General features: G+C 50.6%; 13 protein-coding genes. 4 read left to right on the top strand and 9 right to left on the bottom strand.

All coding sequences use genetic code 11. From position 1 onward, the window contains the following. Window positions 1-75 precede the first annotated feature (75 nt). The 3 genes from HZA49_05095 to HZA49_05085 all read left to right on the top strand — a co-directional run bounded on the left by HZA49_05095 (window position 76) and on the right by HZA49_05085 (window position 2531). Entirely contained in the window at window positions 76-927 is an 852-nt protein-coding gene (locus tag HZA49_05095) for a 3-hydroxybutyryl-CoA dehydrogenase (GenBank protein ID MBI5778812.1), read from the top strand. Between the two features lie 203 nt (window positions 928-1130). Next, window positions 1131-2270, top strand: a complete 1140-nt coding sequence (locus HZA49_05090) for an acyl-CoA dehydrogenase family protein (protein ID MBI5778811.1) — start codon at window positions 1131-1133, stop codon at window positions 2268-2270. A gap of 9 nt (window positions 2271-2279) precedes the next feature. Further along, window positions 2280-2531 carry a SemiSWEET transporter gene (locus HZA49_05085; GenBank protein ID MBI5778810.1) on the top strand — a complete coding sequence of 84 codons (252 nt, stop codon included), beginning with the start codon at window positions 2280-2282 and terminating at the stop codon, window positions 2529-2531. An 8-nt stretch (window positions 2532-2539) separates the two neighbouring features. Here the strand turns inward: HZA49_05085 and HZA49_05080 are convergent, their stop codons facing one another. The 4 genes from HZA49_05080 to HZA49_05065 all read right to left on the bottom strand — a co-directional run bounded on the left by HZA49_05080 (window position 2540) and on the right by HZA49_05065 (window position 6312). Further along, entirely contained in the window at window positions 2540-3463 is a 924-nt protein-coding gene (locus HZA49_05080) for a hypothetical protein (GenBank protein MBI5778809.1), read from the bottom strand. Between the two features lie 30 nt (window positions 3464-3493). Then, the gene (locus HZA49_05075) at window positions 3494-4309 is read right to left on the bottom strand and encodes a hypothetical protein (protein ID MBI5778808.1); all 816 of its coding nucleotides are present in this window, start codon (window positions 4307-4309) and stop codon (window positions 3494-3496) included. 24 nt (window positions 4310-4333) lie between these two features. Beyond that, the gene (locus tag HZA49_05070) at window positions 4334-4612 is read right to left on the bottom strand and encodes an HU family DNA-binding protein (protein MBI5778807.1); all 279 of its coding nucleotides are present in this window, start codon (window positions 4610-4612) and stop codon (window positions 4334-4336) included. Between the two features lie 98 nt (window positions 4613-4710). Continuing rightward, entirely contained in the window at window positions 4711-6312 is a 1602-nt protein-coding gene (locus HZA49_05065) for a VCBS repeat-containing protein (protein ID MBI5778806.1), read from the bottom strand. 181 nt (window positions 6313-6493) lie between these two features. Here HZA49_05065 and xerC point away from each other — a divergent pair, with 181 nt between their 5' ends. After that, window positions 6494-7462 carry a tyrosine recombinase XerC gene (xerC, locus tag HZA49_05060; GenBank protein ID MBI5778805.1) on the top strand — a complete coding sequence of 323 codons (969 nt, stop codon included), beginning with the start codon at window positions 6494-6496 and terminating at the stop codon, window positions 7460-7462. A 1-nt stretch (window position 7463) separates the two neighbouring features. On the opposite strand, the gene HZA49_05055 is transcribed toward xerC, so the two are convergent. The 5 genes from HZA49_05055 to HZA49_05035 form a co-directional block, all read right to left on the bottom strand. After that, window positions 7464-8708 (bottom strand): DUF401 family protein, encoded by a 1245-nt coding sequence (locus tag HZA49_05055; GenBank protein MBI5778804.1) that lies wholly within the window; start codon window positions 8706-8708, stop codon window positions 7464-7466. A gap of 134 nt (window positions 8709-8842) precedes the next feature. Next, window positions 8843-21121: a fibronectin type III domain-containing protein gene (locus HZA49_05050; protein MBI5778803.1), complete on the bottom strand. Its 12279-nt coding sequence runs from the start codon at window positions 21119-21121 to the stop codon at window positions 8843-8845. 275 nt (window positions 21122-21396) lie between these two features. Then, complete coding sequence (locus HZA49_05045; GenBank protein ID MBI5778802.1) at window positions 21397-22416, bottom strand: sigma-54-dependent Fis family transcriptional regulator; 1020 nt, start codon at window positions 22414-22416, stop codon at window positions 21397-21399. Window positions 22417-22512: 96 nt separating this feature from the next. Next, window positions 22513-23331, bottom strand: a complete 819-nt coding sequence (locus HZA49_05040) for a hypothetical protein (protein MBI5778801.1) — start codon at window positions 23329-23331, stop codon at window positions 22513-22515. 380 nt (window positions 23332-23711) lie between these two features. Further along, window positions 23712-24518 carry a hypothetical protein gene (locus tag HZA49_05035; GenBank protein ID MBI5778800.1) on the bottom strand — a complete coding sequence of 269 codons (807 nt, stop codon included), beginning with the start codon at window positions 24516-24518 and terminating at the stop codon, window positions 23712-23714. Window positions 24519-24592 lie beyond the last annotated feature (74 nt).

Here is a 24592-nt window from a genome sequence, read left to right as displayed (position 1 = left end):
TATTATATTGATGGTAAATATTATTGCAAGATATTTGGTTATTTTGGACAGGCAGATAAACGGAAAGGAAAACATATGACTATAAGCAAGGTTGGCGTCATCGGCGCAGGCACCATGGGCAACGGGATTGCCCAGGTATTCGCTCAATCCGGATTTGATGTGACCATGGTGGATATCAAGCAGGATTTCGTGGACCGGGGCATGGCCAATATCCGCAAGAACCTGGATAAGATGGTCCAGAAGTCCGTCCTGCCCAAGGACCAGGCCGATGAAGCATTCAAGCGCATCAAGACCTCGCTGGCAGTCAAAGACCTCAAGGATTCCAATTTCATAGTCGAAGTCATTATCGAGGATTTAACTACCAAGAAGAATCTGTTCAAAGAACTGGATGCCATCACCGTGCCGGATGTGATTCTGGCCAGCAATACCTCGTCTATTTCCATCACCGAACTGGCCGCCGTGACCAAGCGGCCCACCCAGGTTATCGGCATGCACTTTATGAATCCGGTGCCCCTGATGAAACTGGTCGAGGTGGTCAAGGGACTGGTGACCAGCCAAGCCACGATTGACGCGGTCAACGACCTGTGTAAGAAACTGGGCAAGACGCCGGTTGAGGTCAATGACGCGCCCGGATTCGTAGCCAACCGCATCCTGCTGCCCATGATAAACGAGGCGATTTATACGCTGATGGAAGGCGTAGCCACCAAGGAAGCCATTGATGAAGTAATGAAACTGGGCATGAACCATCCGATGGGACCGCTGGCACTGGCGGATTTAATCGGCTTGGATGTCTGCCTGGCCATCCTGGAGGTCCTGCACACCGGACTGGGCGACACGAAATACCGGCCCTGCCCGCTGTTGAAGAAGATGGTGGCGGCCGGACATCTGGGCCGCAAGGCCAAGAAAGGATTCTACGAATACCAATAATCCTGATTATTTATACGATGCTCAAAACAACAACAGAGCGTCTTAGATATCCGTGTTTATAACATAAAGTAGCCCAGCACATAACCTCAAACCTGGGCGTCCCAAAGTAGAGATTATGTGCTAGATTGCTCTTATGACCCCACATATAATTTATGTGTAAGGCTAAATTTTAGAAAAGTTTATGTATAATGTAGGCCAATAATATGATTTACAATCTGAGTGAAGAGCAGCAACTGTTGAAGGATACAGCCGGTGATTTTGCGGACAAGGTCCTGGCGCCGATTTCCGGGACCATTGACAAGGAAGAAAAAATACCGGATGCGATTATCGCCAAACTGGCCGAGATGGGTTTCTGGGGCATCATGGTGCCGGAGAAATACGGCGGGGCCGGGCTGGACACCTTTTCCCTGATGCTGGTGTTAGAACAAATCAGCCGGGCCTGCGCCTCAACCAGCGTGACACTGTCGGTCCATAATTCGCTGGCCTGCAACGCCATCAATAAATACGGCACTGAAGAACAGAAGCAGAAATACCTGCCTAAATTAGCCGCCGGCCAAATCATCGGAGCCTATTCCCTGACCGAGCCGGATGCGGGCAGCGATGCGGCTTCCATCAAGGCCCACGCCCGGTTTGACGGTAAAAACTATATTCTGAACGGCGTCAAGGAATTCGTCACCTCCGGCCCGATTGCCGGTGTAATCGTGCTGTTCGCCCGAACTGATTCCCAGGCAGTCAACAATAAAGGCATCAGCGCATTTCTGGTTGAGCCGGGGTTTAAAGGGGTCACCCGCGGAAAAAGAGAGGAAAAGATGGGCGTGCGCGGCGCGCCGATGTGTGAAATCGCTTTAGAAGACGCCGTCGTGCCCAAGGCCAACCTGCTGGGCCAGGAAAACAAGGGATTCGAGATTGCCATGGATGCGTTAAACTGCGGCCGGATCGGGATTGCCATCCAATCGGTCGGCATTGCCCAGTCCGCCCTGGATATGGCCGTCAAATACGCCAAGGAACGCAAACAGTTCGGCAAATTCCTCAACGAGTTCCAGGCGGTCAAATGGAAATTAGCCGAGATGGCCACCGAGATAGAGGCGGCCCGGCTGCTGGCCTACCAGACCGCCCTGATGCGCGATCAGGGCGTGCCCTATGTCAAAGAGGCGTCTATGGCAAAACTCTTTGCCTCGGGCGTGGTCAACCGGGCCACCAAGGAATCGCTGCAGATTCACGGCGGCATGGGCTATACCAAGGATTTTGCCATCGAGCGGCTGTTCCGGGATTCCAAGGTGACCGAAATCTACGAAGGGACTTCGGAGGTCCAACATCTGGTCATCAGCCGCTTTTTAATATAGGAGACAAAAATGAATTTAACCCTGCACGGAATTATCGCCGGCACATTAAGCACCGGCGCTTTGCTGCCCCAGGTAATAAAGAGTTTTTCCAGCCAAAAAACCCAGGATTTATCGTTCTTGATGCTGGCGCTGATGATCAGCGGCGGTTCACTCTGGTTTGCCTACGGGATACGATTAAAAGACAAGCCCATCATCATTGCCAATGCCGTGATTCTGGGGCTGGTGATTTCACTGCTGGCGCTGAAGCTGAAATACGGGTAACCGACGCGTCAGAACTTAAGGGTTGACCCGAAGAAGAATCCCTTGAAATCGGCATCCAAATTTTCCCAGGAACCGGACCAGGCGCTGTCCGGCTGGTCTTTGCCTTCGGTCCGGTAGGCGCTATATCTGTAACCGCCGTCAATAATCAATTGGTTTGACAGGTCGTAACTTAATTTAATCTCATAATTCAAAGTGCTGCCGTAAGCAATAATATGTTCTTTCTGGTCAAAGCCGGTTCCGGGGTATCGGGTGCCCTTATATTCCGCCATAGTAAACGGCGCATAACTTAATGAGCCGGTTAACAATAAATCGGCCAATACCTCCGATTTGCCTTTAACACCTATTTCCAGCCCCTGATAAAGCAGATCGTAGACCTGCCATTTCATTATCACCAGGGTACTAGTCGGGACGTAAGTATCTATGGCTATAACCGCGTTGCGATAATCGGCCGAGATATCCAGATAATTATATCCGAAGGTCAGATAAAATTCGTATGGTTCTTTGATATCCGTGATCAGGTAATCAGTGGTAAAGGAGAAATTAAGGGTTTCGCCGTTGCTGGTGGAGTAAGAAAGGTCGCTGACCACGCCGGCCGCGTCCCAGTCCGTATCCCGGATGGTGCCCTGCCTGATATTACCGCCGCCCAGTGAAATGTTCATCGTATACGGCGAATTCTTCTTTTCGGTATAGGAAAACTGGAGCTGGGTCATCCCGCCGTCAACCGGATGGGTTAATTCCCAGATGTTATCCGCGCTGGGCGGGCCGCCGTGCATCCGGAAATCGCCCCGGGTAACCCACTCGCTGATGGAAATCTTATAATCCGAGTCCGAAAAGGCCGATGATTTCTCGCTGATAAGAACCTGGGAATAAGCGGTCGAATAACAGCAGAAAACAGCGCTGGCGATTATGGCTATGGAATGAAAATATTTCACGCTATAGATCAGCAGGGTATCTAAGAAAATTTATAATTCAAGCGATGCCATTAAATACCAGCCCTTAAATTCAAACCGGGAAAAGAAAGGCTGTCCGATATCAGCGTCAATACCGAGTTTATTTAATTTATAGCCGAATCCAAAAGGCATCTTGGGCACAAAACTGAACTTGAGTTCGCCGTATAAATCAGACCAGGACATGGTAATATCCGTGGTTGATGACCTGATTTTCATCCAGGTTCCGGCTGATTCCAATTGAATATTCTCGGCAATTCTCCCCTGAACCCGCAATCCAACAACCGGGATGGGCAATCCGAAGGTTTCTTTTTTAACCGCGCCGGTTGAATCTGAGGTAATCTGGGCTTCGGTGTGGAAATATTTCAGTCCAAGCAGGAGCCCCATTTCCGGTTCAGTTGAAGTCACCGCAGCCGTAACGCCTTCGGGAATCGGCGCAAACTCATACATCGCGGATATCATACTGACATCCAACTGGGTCTTGAGCGTTTCGCTGGCTAAGAATGTCTTTCCGGCAAACGACAGGTTATTAGAAATCACCTTTTCCCCTTCGTAACTTGCCGTGCTGCCGGATATAATCCACCGGCTGGTTCCTAGGAAACCAATCTTTCCCTCAACCTCCGGAACAATCACCGAATCTTTAATACCCAGAGTATCCTTAAAATCAATGCTGGAACCGGTCATCAGGTCTTTGTCGGCCCTGATTTTACCGTTAAGGGTACTATCCCAACCCAGCCCTTTCAATTTAATAAACGACTCGGCATCGCTTACTGACGGGCAAATCAATCCGATAATCATTGTGACGGCCAACAACCAGATAATATTTCTCATATATAATCTCCTGATATAATATTCTTAACTGCGCGATATTTTCTTCTTAACATTATAGCCGGGCTTAAAAACCATTACCTTGCGGGCGGGCAGCAGAACTTCAGCGCCGGTTTTAGGATTGCGCGCCTTACGGGGCTTGCGTTCCTTAATGCTGAACACCCCGAAATTACGGAGTTCCAGGCGACCTTCTTTGGCCACCGTATCGATAACGACGCTGAAAACCTCCTTGACAATCTGTTTTGCCAATAAATCAGTTACCTTAATTTTTTTGGCTATGGCTTCGGCGATTTCCTTCCTTTGCATTTATTTTCCTCCTTAAACACTGATTTTCCCAAAATGATAATTAATATAACTTATTATATATCAAACAATACCGTATAAAGTCAATAAAATAATAATATTTAGTTTGATAATAGAATTTCGTAGGAATGAGACACCAGCCCGCCCGAATCTTGGCGGATAAGCGGAACAATAATATCCGAGCGGCCGTCGTTATTGATATCGGCAATCACCGGGGCGCCGTAAGGCATTCCCATAAGCTTATAACCCTGAGTAATAGAAGGCAGATTCAAAGATGCCGAGACGGCCTTGTCAAATATCTGCGACCCGCTTCCCGCATACATCTCAATCTGCGATTCTGTCCCGGAGATTAATAAATCACGCATTTTATCACCGTTAAAATCGCCGGCTAAACTCCAGATATACGGGGTTTGTATCTTCGGAAGAAACCGGCCTGAAGAAAGCGACCCGGAATGCGAGAATGAAAACGGCAGTTTTATTGAACGGACATAATCAGGGCTTTTGGGATAAACATCCGCCGAGGCGTCTTTTGCCGAACGAGCTAAATACACCACTATCTCCCATTCCAGCGTTTTTGCCAGGATGGCCTGCAACCCGCCCATGACTCCCAATTTATTCATCTGGACCAAAACCAAATCCTCCAATGAATCGCCGTTCAAATCAATCAGGTTATGCTCGATAATCCAGTTATTCGTCCTGATGATCTGGGTCGGCGTTTTGGCGAAGAATGCCTTTGTGGTATTGAACTGATTTAAATAAACATAAACCGTTCCTTCGCGGTCATCGCTGAAGATAATGTCCGCGCAACCGTCCTTGTTTATATCGCTGACAATCGGGGATAAGGTATAGCCAAAATCAATTTCCTGGCTGGCGGCGCCATCGGGAATGGTTAACAGGTTGCCAATCGGCTTAAATGAAAAAACGCCCTGCTTTTCCTTGTCGCAGGTAAAACCGTAAATATTGTTCTGCCTCAGGGTAATAAAATCATTGCTCTTGTCGTTATTTATATCGGCGAATACGAATACCGGGAAGGATACTTCTGTCGCCAAAGGCTCAAAGATGCCGGTGCTGTTATATATCCGCGATACCATATCAACCGGCACCTCATCGGTCCGGGTAATCGCTTTGGATAAAATATTATCGTAGCAAACCATACGAAATTTATTGTTGTCGGGAACAATCACCATGCGATTATCGCCATCCAAATTAAACAGTATTTTTTTCTGAAGCGGGCCGGGAAACCCTTCGTCCCTAAAAACAGTCCGGCAGGGGAAATTCAGTGCCGGCGCCGCCTGGTGAGCGCCATCAGGGCGCCCTGGCGCTTCGGCGCCACCGGTTAAACTATACATGCCGGCTACATTAATTCCTTTACTGTTAATATAAATTATATTGGCTTGGGAACTCGCCTCAACTATGTCATAAATACAGGCGTCTTGGGGCAATTGACAAACGGCATCCCGGGTGAAACCCGTGCCTGATACCGTCGTTAACAGCTTATATATCAACAAATTATGCCCCTGCTGGAATATAAGCTCCTGCAATTTATCGTTATTGATATCCCTAAGGATAAGATTATCCAATTCCCCTGATATTTCTATACTCTGACGGCTGAATCTAAGCGCTGATTCCTGCGCGTAAATATTAAAGCCAGGTAAAAACTGGATTATAACCGCCGTAAATGTCCAGATTATTAATTTTCTCATAACGAATAATAATATCAGGCCTGATGATTGTCAACCCAGCACATAAATTTATCGTGTGAAGCTAACAGTCAACCGCATAATTTCTATGCGCTGAATAATATAATAAATAAAATCATGGGCGGGGTCAATAGTTTTATCTAAGTATCTAAAGCATCCCCCGTGTTTTACCGATAGAATAGTTATGCCTGATTATATCAAGCAGTTTATTGATTATTTATCATCGGCCCGGGATTATTCTCCGGAAACTGTTCGCTCTTACAGCAATGATTTAGCTCAATTCAGCAATTTCTTGAAATCGCAATACCCGTCAATGGATTTTCCCGGTGTAACCAATCTGGTCATCCGCTCCTATCTGGTACATCTGAAAGACAAGAATTATCAAAAAACATCTCTGGCCCGTAAGGTGGCAACGCTAAAATCATTCTTTAAGTTCCTGGCCCAGAAACGGCTCATTGCAAACAATCCCATCGTCCTGATACGCTCGCCGCGGATAAATAAGAAACTGCCTGACTTTATGACCGAGTCAGAGGTGAAAAACATGGTCCATCAGCCGGCCATCCAGACACCGAAGTTCCGCCCCAATGAAGGCCGAATGGTCGCCTTAAGGGATGCGGCCATCCTGGAGCTGCTCTACAGTTGCGGGTTGCGTGTTTCCGAGCTGGCACAACTCAAAATAAAGGATATAGATTTCAATTCGTCAGTCGCCCATATTTTAGGCAAGGGCCGGAAGGAGCGGATAGTCCCTATCGGCAGTTTTGCCATGAAGGCGATAGAAAACTATCTGACTGCCCGGGAAAAAGAAGCCTATGTAATTAATAATAAAATATCGGCCAAGCAAAAGCCGGAACAGAATTCATATCTGTTTCTTAATCGCTTCGGAGAGGGACTGACGGATCGGAGCGTGCGTAATGAAATTACCCGTTACCGGATAGGCACCGGATTGACCAACAAGAAAATCTCGCCCCATACCTTCAGGCATACCTTTGCCACCCACCTGTTGGACCATGGCGCGGACTTAAGAAGCGTCCAGGAATTACTCGGCCACAAGAGCATCTCCACCACCCAGATTTACACCCACATCACCACCAACCGGCTTAAAGAGGTGTATAACCAGGCCCATCCCAGAGCCCGTAAATCAAAAATCGGATGATTTACAATATGGCGTATAATAAAAATCCGGACACGGCCAATAACAACACGGACAAAGAAACCGGAATCAGGGTTTTATATACCTTGGAAAACTCGGAATTGTAATATTGGTTGGTCAGGACCAGACACAGATGCACCGGCGAGAGCATCACGCCGCTTACCCCGGAAATATAAGCCAGCATTGCCATCGGCATGACATCTATCCCGTTCGGCACAATGGTGGAAAATATCAGGGGGAATGTTATGCCGACAAATCCCACGGTTAAGCCGGTCAGTAATCCGACGATAAAAGGCAGGAGTATTATGGCTACGGTCATATAGACAAAAGGAATATTGCCGTCTATCCCGCCGGTGAAGAAACGGCTGAGTTCGACTATCAGGGTGCTGGAGCGCATTATCCCGGTAAAAATCAGCACGCTGATGACCACAAATATCATCTGATAAACCGATAACTTGACAAAAACAACCTTGAGTATGGCGGTTATCTTTAACTTCCGGCTGATGAGGACATTCAGAATGGCCACGGCCAGGCCGGTTGAAATGCAGATAAGCATATTCAGATGAAACACGACAAACAGCAAGATAATAACAATTATCGGAGAAATCAGATAGACCATTCGGGCGAAATCCCTAAAAGAACCCTTATGAACGTGTTCATCCGATATTCTTATGCCGGGCAGAATGAGCGCGGCGCCAATCAGGGCAGAAATCACGGTAAACGGCGACTGTATCAGGGAAAGGGTGTTAAGATTAACCCGGGCTAAACCGGCGGCCAAAACCAGGCCCGGATACAGAGGCCAGGCGTATTCCCAGATGTGCCGGAACCAATAATTAATCAGGGTTTTCTTATGGGCCGGTATGTTGGTTTCGCTGACCCCGTCCATCATCGGCGCGGTAAACAATGCCCCACCGGGCATGGGCAGTAACCCGATAATAGCCGGTAAAATCGTATAGGTCCAGCGATGTAACCCGAAGGTCTTGATTATCACCTGGCCTAACTCGGTCATCTGGCCTGATACCTGAAGCAACTCGGAGAGGACCAATATTATTCCGACAATCAAAGCCAGAGAAATGGTCTCCGGCTCCTGAAGAGCTGCCCAGGCGGTCCGGCCGATATCAGAAACCCCTAGATTAAATCCCAGGCCTAATATCAGGCCGGCCAGAAGGATAGAAATACTAAATGGGGTTTTTAACCTAAGCAACAAAACTATCAATATAAAAACAAGAGTGATTTTCAGTAAAACCATATCAGCGTAGCATTGTAATTCATTTTTCAGGCAAGTCAACTATTAGATTCTGTTAGGTATGCGCTATTTATGAAAAAAAATAACCCCGCCCCCGATGTTAATCGGGGAACGGGGTTTATCACGCTTAACAATACCTATTCTGATGGCGCAGTTCCTGGGCTATACGTATTAGGCGCTGGAGAATTACCTGTCAGACTGCTATATTGGTAATAAATTCCGCCCCAGCCGCCGGCACCTCCGCCATAACCTGATCCGCCAACACTACCGGCGCCGGCATAACAAGTAACACCCATGGTATGCCCAATATAAAGTACTGAAGAACGGGTAATTATCGAACCTCCGGCTCCACCACCGCCGCCGCCCGGCAAGGAATTACCGGAGTATGAAACATTCTTCCCGTTTTCGCCATTGACCGTAATATATCCGTAATCATAGTAAGTACTGTAGACATTATAATATACGTAAATATAAGCAGCCCCGATATAGATAAAACCGCCACCTTTACCGCCGTTGGTTCCACCGTAAGAACCGCCGGTTGATGCCCAGGTTGCGCCGCCGGCACCGCCGCCGGCACCGAAAAATGCCCTGCTGTTTAAACTTGATGGGCTGTTAAATGAACCGCCGCCGCCACCGCCACCGGCATTATTTTGCGTTGAGCTGCTAAAACTATTACCGCCGGTACCACCGGTTGATCCGGAAGCACCCGTGCCCATTGTATACCCCAGTCCATTAGTGCCGACAGTACAATAACCTCCTCCGCCTCCGCCGCCGCCTTTGGTAGCGGACGTTCCGCCGTAGGCAGCTCCGCCACCGCCGCCGGCCGCGCCGGTCGTGCCTAAAGATCCTGTACGTAAGGTAGTATCATTGGTATCTCCGGCGCCGCCTCCGCCGCCGCCCGGGTTAGGCGTGGTAAGACCATTTTGAGCCGCTCCGTTATAAGCATAACCGCCGGAAGAATATGTGCTTAATATGTTATATGCATCACCCGATGCCGAATTACCTGAGTAGCTACTGCCGGAACCGCCTGAAAAACCTCTGGACCGGATATAGGCCGTCCGGTTAGTATAATCAGACTTACCGCTGGTACCAACATAAACCGTTGAACTGGCGCGGAAAGCCAGGACGCCGCCACCGCTTCCATACCAGTCGTTACAGGTCAACTCAGAATTCCAGTTTACCAGAACGCTGGAATAATTGGGCACTCTTTGCAGGAAGACATACTGGTTGCTTCCGGCATTGGCGTCAGAACCCGCAGTGTCTCCGTAGTATTTGGTTTTATTACAGGTAAAATAAACCGTACTGCCCGAAACCGAGTAAACCCGCAGGAATTCATAGTTGCCGACATTGGTTGACGGAGCGCCTTTTACAGAAATAAGAATAAATTCGTCATTGGGATAGAACGTCCCGGCTGCCGGCGTGCTATATAGATCGGCGCTGTTAGGAGTCAATGAAGAAACCCTGGAACTCCAGCCATCCGGCTGACTCCGGCCGTTATAACCGTTGGTCTGGGAATCTATATAGAATAAACCTGTCACATTCAGTGACCCGTCGTTGCCTAATCCGGCATAACTGTTAACCCGGGTAGTAGTCGCCTTAACCATATCCTTTTTACTCGGGTCGTTCCACGACTTAGCTGTCACAAATACATTTATCGTGGACCCAACCGTCGCGGTGGCTGTGGAATTAACCTCCAGGCGTATGTCCCGGTAACCGCATGAAGCAATAACAGGCGTGGTATATCCGGCGCCGGTGACATTAGCCGTAACATCTGTCGCTCCGTCGAAATATTTGACAATCCAGCTGGAGTTGCCGGCCGTCCCGGTAATTATCAATGACTCAGCGCTGGCGCCTTCGTTCTGAACCCTGATTACATATGAAACTACCTGGCCCTTCAACGCATCCTGGTATTTAGTCTGAGTAACCGGATTGGATTCGTAAAGATTATCGGTCAGGTATGAAGTAATCGCCTCGCTGCTCAATCCAATCAGCGCATCGGCCTGGCGGTCGAAATAGGTCGGGCTGTAACTTACCCCCTGCGACGCCTTGTTGCGGTTTGAATCACTGACCAGCACATACCAATAATAAACCGACCCAATATCCAGGTTAGGCTGGGACGCCCGGCTGTCAGTATTATACAGAACCGCCAGTTGCGAACTGGGCATATCTGATTTATCCGGATACCTCCAGAGGTCTCCCCCGTTTTGCTCATTCACCCATAAATAATATGAATATGAAGCCGGCGGCGAGGCCGGAGCAGCCCAAGTGAAGGTCGGCACCACATGCCCGCCGGTGATGGTGGTCGGCGAAAGATTCTGGGCAAAACAATCCAATACCGCGGTCACCGGAGCGTTCAGGGTCTCGGTAGTCGCGTCTGAATATGTCACATTAAGAGCATAATTATCCGAGGTAATCGGCCGGTTTAAGCCGCGCTCAATATTACGTCTGAACTCCCGGTCTCGCTTATCAATATCCAGCACCGCGGTAATACCCGGACCTGAAGTAATTGAACAGGCCACCACCAGCTTTCTCCCGCTGGCGACTTTGATATTAAGACTGTAGGTTTCCTCGGTGCCTATTTTACGATGCTCGGTTTCCACTTTACCGGTACCGTATCCGGTCGGCAGTGTCTTGTTCTGGTCGGTCAGGTTGGCGTTATTGACCGTAACGAAAGTTCCTCCTTCGGTATCCTTGCAATCGCCGGCATCCATTAACCCGTTATTATTCATATCCAACGACGCCCAGAGCATATAAGTACCGTTGGCTACGCCGGCGAAACTATAGGTCTGGGAAGAAACAGCCGGCGAAGCAATGCGGGTATAAGTAATCGCGCCGGCATCATTATAAACACCCACATAAAGCGGACCGGTCGGCGTCACGCCCGGATAAAAGACCGTGCCCGACACATTATAACTGCCTGCGGCCGGACCGATAAGCCCGGCTGATGCAGCCGATTCCGCGCTTTCATTCGTCCCGACTAATGCGGTTATCACAAAATAATACGTCCATCCATTAGTCAAACCCGTAATAAACGCCGCGTCATCCTGATTAGCCGGAATTGTTTTGTAGCCCAGATAAATAGATTTACTGACCGTCGGACTGGTATGCCAATATACGCGATAGGAACTGGCAATCTCCTTGCCATTTCCATCTTTGGGCGTATCATAGAAAGCCAGCCCTGAACTATCTGACGGGAAAACCTGAACATAATCGGGTACCGTCGGGGTGGGCGTGACCGGGTCAGATAAAACTATATTTACCCCCGTAACATTGGTTGAAGTCACGCTGACCAAACCGGTAGCACCGTTAGGATTGCCGGCGTTACTGTTTCCGGAAGACAGAGTATCCATCCAGGCATAAACGCTATAATCGCCTGACTGAACACCCCGGATAGTAAATGCCCCGACCGCCGGGATACTGGTCCCGCTGCCCGGCTCACCGCCGTAGCTGAACCAATTCAATCCCAGGTAAATCCGGCCGGTCTTGGTCCCGGTGTAACTGACGCTGCCTGAGATGCTGTAATAAGCTGGAATGGCCTCGGTCCTAGCCTTGACCGTATCTACCCTAGCCGGGTCGCTCTGGGAAGCAACCCTGACCACCGCATCATAATACGAACCGGTTTGGGCGTATGACTGGCTGACCTCCATCCGGATGGTGATATAACCTCCGGCGGCTATAGAAGGCACGTATCCGGGTCCAAAAATCCAGGTCATATCAAAAGTAATATTAGGCCCCGCTTCGCCGTAAGTCACGTCATAATATGTCACGGTCCAATTCCCGGAACTGCCGGAGCCGGTTATCTTGAATGAATCGGAAAGATTACCGTCATTCTGCACCCTGATATAGTAGGATACCAGCTTGTAACTTTCCGCGGTCTGCCCCTTGGTCTGGGACACCGGAGTGGATTCATAAACATTATTAGACGTATACAACGCATCACTTTCACTGCTCAATCTGATCATCGCATCCGGCTGGGTAGAAATAAATCCGGTTGTCTCAGCCGCAGAAGAATCTCCGTAACCACTGTATGCACTGTACGCCGTGACCCGGTAATAGTAAACTACCGAGGACGATACCGGCATATCCTGGTACACGGTCGTGTTAAGCGTCAGCGTAACAATTTGGCTGTAAGTAATTCCGTTGGTGGAACGGTAAATCCTGAAACCGTCTTCATCGCCGGAATTGTCGTTCCAGTTCAACTGTATCTTATCAATGGCCTGCGCCGAGGCAATCAAACCGGTCGGCCCCGCCGGAGGCGGGGGCGGCAGGGTGGTGGCTGATATGACATTGGACATTCCGGACGGCCCGGCCGTGTTATAAGCATAGACCCGATACCAATATGTCGTGCTGGCCGGCAATGGGGAATTACTCAACGTGGTAACATTGGCGCCCACCTCGGCAATCGCCTCCCATTCAGACCATTCCCAGGTATCGTTCATGTAAACGCCGGTATTTCCTCCGAACATAACTGCCTTTTGCCGGCCGGAATCATATGCCATCGCATGAGAATATCGCGCTGTTGGTACGCCACCGTAAACCGGAGTCCAAATCCCCGATGCCCCATCCCATTCCCAGGTCTCGCTGTTAGGTCCATAACTGTCATAACCTCCGAACAGAACCGTCTGGTTACGGGCCGAATCATACACCATCGTATGAGCAAATCGTGCTGATGGTGACGAACCCGGCCAGCGCTGGGTCCAGGTCGTCCCATCCCATTCCCAAGTTTGGTCATCATACCCCCCGGTAATACCGCCGAACAGAACCGTCTTCTGGCTGACCGAATCATAACACATCGTATGAAGATACCTCATAGAAGGATATGAAGCAGGCGAACTCTGGGTCCAGGTCGTTCCATTCCATTCCCAGGTCTCGTTGTTAGGCCCGCCATCGGTAAAACCTCCGAACAGAACCGTCTTCTGACGGACCGAATCATAGGCCATGCCTGAATTACGCCGGGTTGATGGGCTGGTCCCGGGTGAGCGCTGGGTCCAGTTCGTCCCGTCCCATTCCCAGGTATCATTAAGGGTGGGGCCGTTTAGACCTCCGAATAAGACCGTCTTCTGCCGGAACGAATCATATACCATCATATGAGACATCCTTGCCGAAGGCGATGAAACCGGCGTGCGCTGGGTCCAGTTTGTCCCGTCCCATTCCCAGGTATCATTAATAGGATTACCGATGCTGTTTTGCCCTCCGAAAAGCACGGTCTTCTTGCGGACCGAATCATACGCCATGGCAAAATATACCCTGGCTTCAGGCACGGTACTCGGCGAGCCGGCCACCCAGTTCATCATTTTAATTGAGCGTTCAACCTTGAATGAATTCTCATCCAGGGAATTATCCGTCCACTGCAGTCCGATGGCTGATGAAGTTACCGTGGTGGTAACCAACCCGGTCGGCGCATTGGGCGCGATAATCGGCGTGGTGCCTGATATCACATTGGAATAACCGGAACTGCCGCCGGTGTTATATGCATAGACCCGATAATAGTAGGTCAGGCCTGAACCCAAACCGGTGTTGTTATATGCCGTAATATTGGTTGAAACCTGGTCCAGATAGAACCACGGCCCGCCCGGGGCTGAAGCGCGTTCTACCTTGAACCCATCCTCGGTAGTGGAATTATCCGTCCACTGCATCCCGATAGATACCGAGGTTATCGTATTTGTAACCAATCCGGTCGGCGCATTAGGTATCGGCGGCAGCGGCGTGGTGGTTGATGCCTCGTTGCTGTAGCCGGAATTACCGGCAGTGTTATAGGCCCGGATTTTATAATAATAGGTGGTATTCGGCGATACGCTGTTGTCCGTGTAAGCCGTGGCATTGGCCGTAGGCGTGGCAATCTGGCTATATGAACCTCCTCCGGGTTTACGTTCTAATTTAAATCCGGTCTCATTATTGGCCGTATCGGTCCAGGTCAGGACCACGGAATTATAGGCGGTTGCGGATATGGTCAGGTTGGTCGGCGTCACCGGCGGCACCTCAAAGGTGGTGGCCGAGGCGTTATTGGAATAACCTGAGTTCCCCGTGGCATTATAGGCCAAAATCCGGTAATAATACGTGGTTGATGCCGACAGACCGGTATTGGATATGGACGTGCTGTTGGCGGTCGGGGTCAGAATCACACCCCAGCCGGTCGAACCGTTAGGCGAGCGCTCTACCTTGAATCCGGTCTCGTTAGACGAGTTATCCTGCCAGGCCAGATTGATTTGCGATGACGAGGCCGCGGTAGCGGTCATGGTGCTCGGCGCGGTCGGCAAAGGCAACAACGTGGTGGCGCTCTTGGCATTGGAATAACCCGAACTGCCGCCACCGTTAATGGCTAACACCCGGTACCAGTAGGTGGTGTTTTCAGACAGACCGGTATTGGTATAAACCGTGGTATTGGCGGAAATAGTATAAGTAACCGTATACGTGGCTCCGTTGTCATCAGACCTTTCCAATTTAAAATTATCCTCATTGGAGGAGTTGTCGTTCCACTGCAATGATATGACCGAAGCCGTGACCGAGGTGGTAATCAGTCCGCTCGGCGCCGTTGGCGGCGCAATCGGAGTCTGGGCTGAAGCCACATTGCTGTAATCGGAGTTGCCGGTCACATTGTAGGCCCGGACTTTATAATAGTAAAGCGTGTTACCTGACAAGCCGTTATTGGTATAAACCGCTGTATTAGCCGTAGTGGTGGCAATCTCCTGATAACTGCCTGAGATGAAACGCTCTATCTTGAACCCGCTCTCATTATTTGATGTATCTGTCCAGGTAATGGTTATGGCGGTAGGCGAAATCGCCGTGGCCGTCAGACCGGACGGTACGTTGGGCAGGGTCGGCATAATATTAAATGAAGCTGAGGTCGTGGTAATCAGGCCCGTGGTGGCGTATAAGGAATAATTGCCTTCGGACGCGATGCTTAAATCATTAAAGGTCGCAATACCGCCGGAATCACTGCTCCGGGTAAGCGTACCGCTTAAAGCCGTGCCACCTGTGGTGGTGACGGAAACAGAAACGCCTGATAAAAGATTGTTATTGACATCCTTAACCCGGACTGTAATGGCCGGAGTGATGGCCACGCTCACAGTGGCCGTAGTCGGCTGTTGGACGAAGGTCAGACTACTGGGCGCTCCCGGATTTACGGTGACTGTTTTTCCGCCGGATTTAGCCGGCGCAGCATCAGAGGTGGCCGTGATGGTGACGGTCCCGGACAGGACGCCGGTCAGCTTATCTACGCTGAGAGTGGCTGTACCTGTGCCGTTGGCCTTTGTCCAGGCGTAAGTATCCGAAACATTATTATTATAAGCATCCCTGGATACCGCAGTATACGATGAGGATTCTATACCGGAGGTAATCGGAGTATCTCCGGAAACCGCCACGGTCATTACCGCGCCCGGCGTAATATCAAAATTATTTGAGCTGGTCGGGCCAACGGCGCCGGCCCGGGCTGATAATTGATATGTCCCGGTGGTGGTTATATATAAATCATTAAATGCGGCTATTCCGATAGCGTTGCTGGTAATCGTTGCGGTGCCATTCAACTGGGTGGTGGTAGTCAGCGATACGGCCACGGATGGAACCACATTGGCATACTGGTCCCAAACCCGAACTCGAACTATGGACATAGTTACTCCGGCCACGGTATTCGCCGGTTGCGTGAAAAAGGTTAAACTATTAGCCGAGGCCGGTGTGATATTAAATGAAGTGGAAACTATGGCGGCAACGGTGTAGGTCAGAGCCGAGGCGCTCAAGGCATAGTTATTGGCCGCCAAAGTAATACTTAAATCATCAAAGGTGGCAACGCCATTGATATCGCTATCCTTAGAAAGCGTTCCATTTATAAGCGTACCGTTGGTGGTGGTCAAGGAAATTGTTATGCCTGGTTGCGGATCGTTAAACTGATCCCTTACTAAAACCGTAATTGAGGACATCGTAGCTCCGGCCATTGTATTAGCCGGCTGCTGGACAAAGGCCAAATTTGCCGCCGCTCCTGAAATGTTAAATGCATCTGAAGTAACCACTAACGCACCGGAAGTCGCGCTCAAAACATATCCGGTGCCGGGTGCGGTCATGCTCAATGGCGTAAAGGTGGCGATACCATTTATATCACTGTTCTGGGTGAGCGTGCCATTTATCAACGTGCCGTCCGTGGTGGTGATAGAAACCGCCTGGCCGGAAATAAGGTTATCATATACGTCTTTAACCCGGACCGTCACCGGTGACATGGTGGCGCCGGCCGATGTAGTGGTTGGTTGCTGCACAAAAGCCAGATTATCCGCCGCGTCCGGCGTGATATTAAATGCGCCGGAGTCAACCGTAGCCAGAGCGCCGCTTGATGCCCGGAATACATATCCGGTCCCGGCCGCAGTCATACTAATGGTGGAGAATGTCGCCAGGCCATCGGCGCCGCTGCCGGCTGTGGCATAATCCGCCACCGCTGTGCCGCCTTGATAAACCGCCAGCGCAGAATTAGTGGTAGTCACTGATACGGTCGTGCCCTGGACATTGTTGGCATAGGCGTCCCTGACCCGGACCGTAAACGCAGCCATGGTTGATCCCGCCACGGAATTGGCGGGACTGGTTACCCAGGTTAAGTTATTAGCCGCCGCAAATGTAATGTTAAATGCGTTAGAGGCGGCCGGGGTCAGCCCGCCTGAAGAAGCCGTAATGGCATAACCGGTATCGGCTAAAGTCATATTCAAATCGCTGAAAGTAGCCACTCCGGCTACGGTATTCTTGCTTAAGGTGCCGTTTAACGTGCCTTTATTAATAGTAAACGTAATGGGTATGCCATCTAATGCTAATGGATTATTAGACGCGTCTCTGACAGTCACCTGGACCGCAGGAAAGGTCGCACCGGCTGCCGTGTTAACGGGCTGAACCGAAAAAGCCAGGTTATCCGGTACGGCGAATGTGGCCGCTGTCACGGAAGCATAACCGGAATCACCGCCCAAATTATAGGCATAGACCCGATAGTAGAACGTAGTGGCTGGCGTCAGCGCCGTATCGGAAAAAGCGATAACATTTCCGGCGGTGGTGGTCAAGGTCACCCAGTTGCTCACGCCGTCCGGAGAACGGTCCAGCTTAAAACCGGTCTCATTATTGGAATTATCAGTCCATTGCAGTCCGATAGATGAAGAAGTAACTGTGGTAGTAACCAGATTAGTCGGGTCATCAGGTATGGGCGGCGCATTGGTCGTATCCGAAACCACGTTGGAATAGCCGGAACTGCCGGCCGTGTTATACGCATAAACCCGATACCAATAGGTCGTCAAAGCCGTCAGGCCGGTATCGGTAAATACCGTGGCATTAGCCGCGGTCGTGGTCTTGAGCGTGTAGGTTGTTCCGTCCGTGGATATCTGGACCTTGAAGCTATCTTCATTATCTGAGGCATCGGTCCAGTCAATTTTGATAGAGGTGTCGGACAGGACCGTGATGGTCGCCCCGGTCGGCGCATCAGGCGCCTGCTGGCTGGTTGTGGCAAACGCAATATTGCTGTAATTAGAATCTCCGGCCGTGTTGTATGCCCGGATGCGGTAATAATAGGTGGTGTTATAAACCAGCCCGGTATTCGGATAAGAAGTCGCATTGATTGTGGTGGTATAAATCTCGGTCCAGGTATCCACGCCGTTGGGCGAACGTTCTATCTTAAACCCGCTTTCATTATTTGACGCGTCGGTCCAGGTCAGATTTATCTGCGAGGACGAAGTGTTTGAGGCAACCAGGCCGCTCGGCGCTGTCGGTATGGTATCCGGCGTCCAGGTGTCACCTGAGGCATAGGTCGTGGAATTACCAGAATCATTGCGGGCATAGACCCGGTAATAATAGTTTGAATTGGGCGTCAACCCGATATTCTGATAACTGGTTGTATTAGCGCCGACCGTTGCGATAACGTTATATGTGTCCCCGTCCGGCGAACGGCGTATCTGGAATAATGTTTCATTATTAGAATTGTCGGTCCATTCCAAATCGATGGTATTGGCATCTACCGGCGTCACTATCAGTGCTGAAGGCCCGTTCGGCACCGGAGTGCCCGGGGTGGTAGCCGAGGCGCTGGCCTTGGCTGAATCGCCATTGACATTACGTGAATAAACCCGGTAGTAATACTGAGTACTGGATGATAATCCGGTATCACTATATGATTCCACATCCGGATATTGGGTGGAAATCAGCGCATAGGTAATCCCGTTGGTGGAACGCTCTATTCTAAAGTCGTCTTCGTTGGCCGAGTTATCCTGCCAGGCCAAATCGATTTGCGAGGATGAAGCGGCCACGGCCGTAAAATCGCTGGGCGCGGCCGGCACGCCGCCCACAGTCACCGTCACGGCATTGCTGGTCACGGCGCCGGTCGAGGCCTCGATGGTCACCGAGCCCGAACCCAGGGCGCTGGCCAGGCCGGAGGAGCTGTTAATCGAGGCAATCGCCGGGTTTGACGAAATCCAGGTAAAAACCGGCGTGGGCGAAATAGTATTATCCGCGTCATCCTTAGCCACCCCGGAAAACAGCACGGTCTGGCCGGTCTGCAAGCTCACCGAAGGCGCCGGCGTTATCCAAATGGATGCCACCGCGGCTGACCCGGCATTCAGTGTGAAATTCTCCACGGCTGTCGCTCCTTTGGTCAGGGCTGATATGGTCCGGATGCCTGATGACTGATAGCCGGTCTTGCTGGCCTGGAGTTTTAATTCCACGCCGGTCGGCACCCCGATCATTCGGTAATTACCCACCGTATTGCTGTATGCCTCCATGGTAATCGACGGGTCCATCGAAACCGGCAACCTGATATCCGTAATAATAACGCTCAAAGATACTATCTTTAACATGAATCCGCCGGTGGCCGTAACCACCCGGTCGTCAGACAGGGTAATACCCAGGTCCACCCGGTATGAACCCAGGGAATCAAACCCGGATTCGGAGAAAAGATTGCTCAAAATAACCCAGTTATTAATCTGGGATGCTGACTGGTATCTTACGCCGCTGGGCGATGTCAGATTCCAGCGATAATTACGGAGATTGGCCGGCGGCGTGACCGACAGCGTGTCATCCATCAAGTCGGTCGTGGTGCCCCGGTTATCATAGGTAAAAGCCGCGATATACGGCTGGCTGGTGCAGACCACCTTGGCCCCGGCGATAGGTGAAATAGTAGATGCATCCTTGACCGAGCCGCCTAATATGGCCACCTCTTCCAGGGTCTCCAGCGTGATATTGACATTATTGGTGGTGCTGTTGGCCCGGACAGACGCCACGGCCGAGGCCAGCTGATAATTCGGCGCTATGGCATTAACCATTATCAGGGTGTCCGAACTGGCGCTCAGGGCTATTACATTGTTCAGGGAATATTTGCCTAACGAATTAGTGGTATCCGACGAACCGCCGCCGAAGACCATGGCCCCGGCAATCGCCGTGCCGGTGGTGTTCTTCACCGTGCCGTTAATCGTGGCCAACTGGGTGGTCGAATAAACGAAACAGAACGGCCGGATGCCTTTAAGTTTCGCCTGGTTATCATCAATCACGCCGTCATCCGGGCCCAACATTCCCTCATAAGGACCTGATGTGTAATATTCACAGGCCCGGTCCTGGTTAATGGCATTCTTGGATACCAACCATTGCTTGACGCCGCTGACCTCTATCAACTCCATCAGTTTGATATTTATCACGTTCAATTCCGAGGCGCGCACGGTTGACGGCAGGACCAGATAGGGTTTGACATCCTTGTTTGTGGCAAAAACAACGGTTGATGCGGCGCTGAAATCAGCCCCGGCCAGCCCGATATACCCGGCCGGCAGCGGCTGGGGCAGGTTATCCAGCGAATAATACGGGGTCAATTCCACCTCGGTATCGCCGGTTACGGCGCCCGCGCTAATCACCACGTGGCACCGGGCGATTGGTTCGCCTTTTTCGTTCACGTCTTCATCCGTATTGATATCATTATCCGTGGACGAAAAAACGGTCTTCTTGTTCTGGTTCTTGGGGGCCAGCGTCCCTTTGATGCTGGGACTGCTTCCCGCCGTATTGACGTTATGAATCTGGGTGGTATGCCCGTCCTTCTCGATGGTAATCACCACGTTCGCGCCGTCGTCAATCCCGTCCAGTTCGTAAGAGCCGTCCGAGTTGGTCGTGGTCGAGGCGCTCATGGTCACGGCCTTGGTGAAAGCCCCTAAAATGCTCCGGGTCGAGCCCCATTCGGCCATGACCGAAGCGCCGCCCAACGGCGCTATCACATTCTCAGACCCCTGGGAAAAAACCAGGCCCGTCACCCGCCTCTGGGCCGACGAACCGGAACTGGTGCCTCCGCCGGACGAACCGCTCATGGCCGTGCCGACCAGCAACAACCCGGCCGCGCAACCGGCTATCATCAGACACACCAATGGAACAATAAAATATAAATGCCACCGTCTCAAATCCACCCCGAAAATCTTCAATCCATTCTGTCGCATAATAGAACTCCTTGTTTTAGATTTGGTTCTGGGGATAAAATACCCCTCTATTAATATACTTATTATAGCAAATATCGTGCCAAAATGCAATAATAAATTATAATTCCGGCTGCCTGCCCCGCATATTAGGTATTACAATGGTTTTAAGCCGTCAATTTTATTATGCCCCGCCCGGCAGTTAATTATCAATCAATAATTATCTATCACTTTGATAGACGCCTATTAAATTTTGATAGACGCCCTACCTGGGTTATTTATCCGTAAAAATGGCATTCCTACCGGGGTTTACCTTCGTTCTCGGTCTTAATATTATACTCCTTAATTTTGCGGTAGAGGGTCGGCTCGCTTATTTTTAGGAGTCCGGCCGCCTCCCGCCGGTTGCCCCTGGTATACGAAAGGACCTTGAGGACATACCGCTTTTCCACCTCTTCCAGCGGAAGCAGGGACGACTCGCCCGTTTTGGCCTGCATGAAAAGCTTGTCCGGGAACATATCGGAGAGTTTGATCTCGTCCTCTTCGCTCAACAGGACCATCCGCTCCACGGTGTTTTTCAGCTCGCGCACGTTGCCGGACCAGTGGTATCTTTCGAATATCGGCTGCACGTCGGGCGCAAAATGCTTCTTTAGCCCTTGCTGCTTGTTGCTCACCGACAGGAAATGCTCGGCCAGGAACCAGATATCATCCTTGCGCTTCCTCAAAGGCGGCAGGGTAATAACTATCGTATTCAGGCGGTAATACAAATCGTCCCGAAACGTCTTTTCCGCGATGCGGCTCTCCAGGTCCTTATTGGTGGCGGTGATGAGCCGGACGTCCGTCTTGAGCGTGGTTTCACCGCCGATCCGGCGGAAGGCCCCGGTCTCCAGGACCCGGAGCAGGTTGGACTGCGTGGTCACGGACATCTCGCCGATTTCATCCATGAACAGCGTGCCCCGGTGGGCCAGTTCGAATAATCCCCGACGCTGCTCATCGGCGCCGGTGAAACTGCCCTTCTCGTGCCCGAAAAGCTCGTTCTCCAGGAGCGACTGCGAAATACTGGCGCAATTAACGTCCAGGAACTCATATCGCTTGCGCCGGCTGTTCAGGTGGATGTACCGGGCAATCAGCTCCTTGCCCGTCCCGGTCTCGCCCAGAATCATCACCGGCGAGTCGGACTGGGCGACCTTATCGGCCATGTCCATCACCTGCTGCATCACCCGGCTCTGGTAAACGATATACCAGACGTTATTCCTGCCCTTGCCGGGGGCCCGGGTTCGGCCTGCCGCCCTGCCCTCAATCGACAATACGTCCGGATTCATAAATGTCTTTGCTGGGTCTCAAACTTTTGTTGACAAGTTTATAAGTTGATAAGAAATAAGTCTTTATCAACCTTTTATCCTTATCTGCTTATCAACTTATTTGGGACCGAGTTCTTTCTTGGTCTGCTCGGCTAATTTCAGCAGGAACTGTTCCTGGGCTAAAGGCAGGACGGTCTCACTGACCTTATCCAGGTCATCCGGGCAATATTGGGGCGGAATAGCCAGGACCGCCAGGCTGCCGGAACGCTCCAGATAGCTCAGGCCGCCCTCTTCCTTGAAAACATATTCGAATGAATGCAACACCGTGGCGAAATCCGGTGACGAGGCCACGTCCAGGAATGACACCCGGGCCGTAATCTCCACGCCGTAATTGATATCCGCGCCCCAGAGCGACGGAATCCCCAGGGTCAGCCACATGGCCGTATTGCCCAGGGCCGAATCATTATTGCCCAGCGAATAGACCCGCGCCTTTTCCAGCGTCACCCTCATCAGGAGCGTGGCCTTCTTGGCCCGGGCCTCTTTTATCAACGCCTTCTGGGAACCGTGTCCAGCCCCCGCTGGGGGCTGAACCAGCCCATCTCCGACGGGCTGGGCGCGATTGTCCTTAGGCGCCATCTTTTCCATCTTCTTAAAAACATTATTGGCCCGGAAGGTCTCGACCAATTTAGCGGACAGCTCTTTGGTGTCAATCTCCACCAGTTGTTCGGTCTCTTCATTGGTAACCTTCTGCCTGGCGATGAGCGACTCGATCGGGGCCAGGACCACGGAATGCTCCAGGAGATTCATCGCCTTGATGCGCTGGATATTTTCCTGGTCGGTGGCCAGGGCGTCGGTCAGTTTCGGCGCCGAACATCCGCTCAACCACGCCGCCGCCAGAAAAAGTATTATATATAGTAAAGACCTGATTTTTTGCATATACGCTATTATACCCCTAACCGATAAAAAGTTTACTCCGCATATAAAACATCTACCCAAATCAGCCGGTGCGACCAAAGGTTCGGTTAAACTATTATATAATAATATAGCATTATTTATGTGCGTGGTCAAGAAGAATTAACAAAATTCTGTTAGAGACAGTAGTCACCCAGTGACATACTGTCTCTTATCCCGATGAGCGGAGCGAACATCGGGGGCAGGTTAATCCGCTCGGAAACATAATGTGCCGTTAAGGCAGGTTACTCGCAGTTTGAAGAATGATTTACTGCGAGTTATCCCGCTTTAGCGGGGTCATGGCAGAAACGCTGGGAAAAAAATAAACCACAGATTGCACAGATTTCTCAGATTATCTGAATTTATTATTCCATTGTTACTTGAATATCCAATCCCAGTGATTTCCACATTCCTCCTGGTTGGGTGGAGTCGGTGATTTGCGCTATTATAAAATCAATATGAGAAGGCCCGCCTGAAGTGAAAGGCGCAATCTCAGGACGGCGATAGTCGTTGACTAATTGGTTTAACTTCTCACTGAGTCGTTTGATATCCTGCGCTTCACAACCCAGTTTGATTATTTCGCTGCCCCAACCGACAATCCGTTTGGTTAAAATATTCTTAAACTCGTTAATCCGCTCCGGGGTGGTTATAACCAACGGTTGACCTTGAACGTTGACACCGCGCGCCCTGAGATAATTAACCAGGTCATTATCACCGGCCAGGGCCATTATGGCCATAGTTGCTAGCCCCAAAATATTGCCGGCCTTATAGCCCTTGAGCGGCCCGAGATATTCGCACCACTTTTGGGCATATCTCTTCCGGCTGAGTTCCACGGACTCTTCATATCGACCGGTCTCAAAACCATCCTTTACGCCCCGGAGATACTCTTTTCCTGCGCTCTTCATGCTCTGCCGGACATCATCCATTATATTCCCGTAGGTATGTCCGGTCCGGGAAACAAATTTCGGGTCAATAAAAGAAGCAATCGTCTTCTTGGTGGGATTGCCTATCTTCTCGTCAAAATCCTTCTTGGTTTTGATGGCCTTTTTGATACTCTTGTATGCCTTGGGAGCCGCTTTTTTGGATTTGCTACACCATTTTTCATCAATCTCCGGTGGAATCTCTGCAAAATATGGAGCGATGATTCTGGCATTAAATTCAATTTGACTCATATTATATCCCCTTAAAAATTAGGACGTTACAACAACAGACCCTATCCCCCCCACCCCCAAACCCCGCCCCCCCC

The sequence above is a fragment of the Planctomycetota bacterium genome (assembly GCA_016235865.1).
Taxonomy (GTDB): domain Bacteria; phylum Planctomycetota; class MHYJ01; order JACQXL01; family JACQXL01; genus JACRIK01.
The sequence above is the reverse complement of the archived record's forward strand: the minus strand, read 5'-3'. Positions and strand labels throughout refer to the sequence as shown.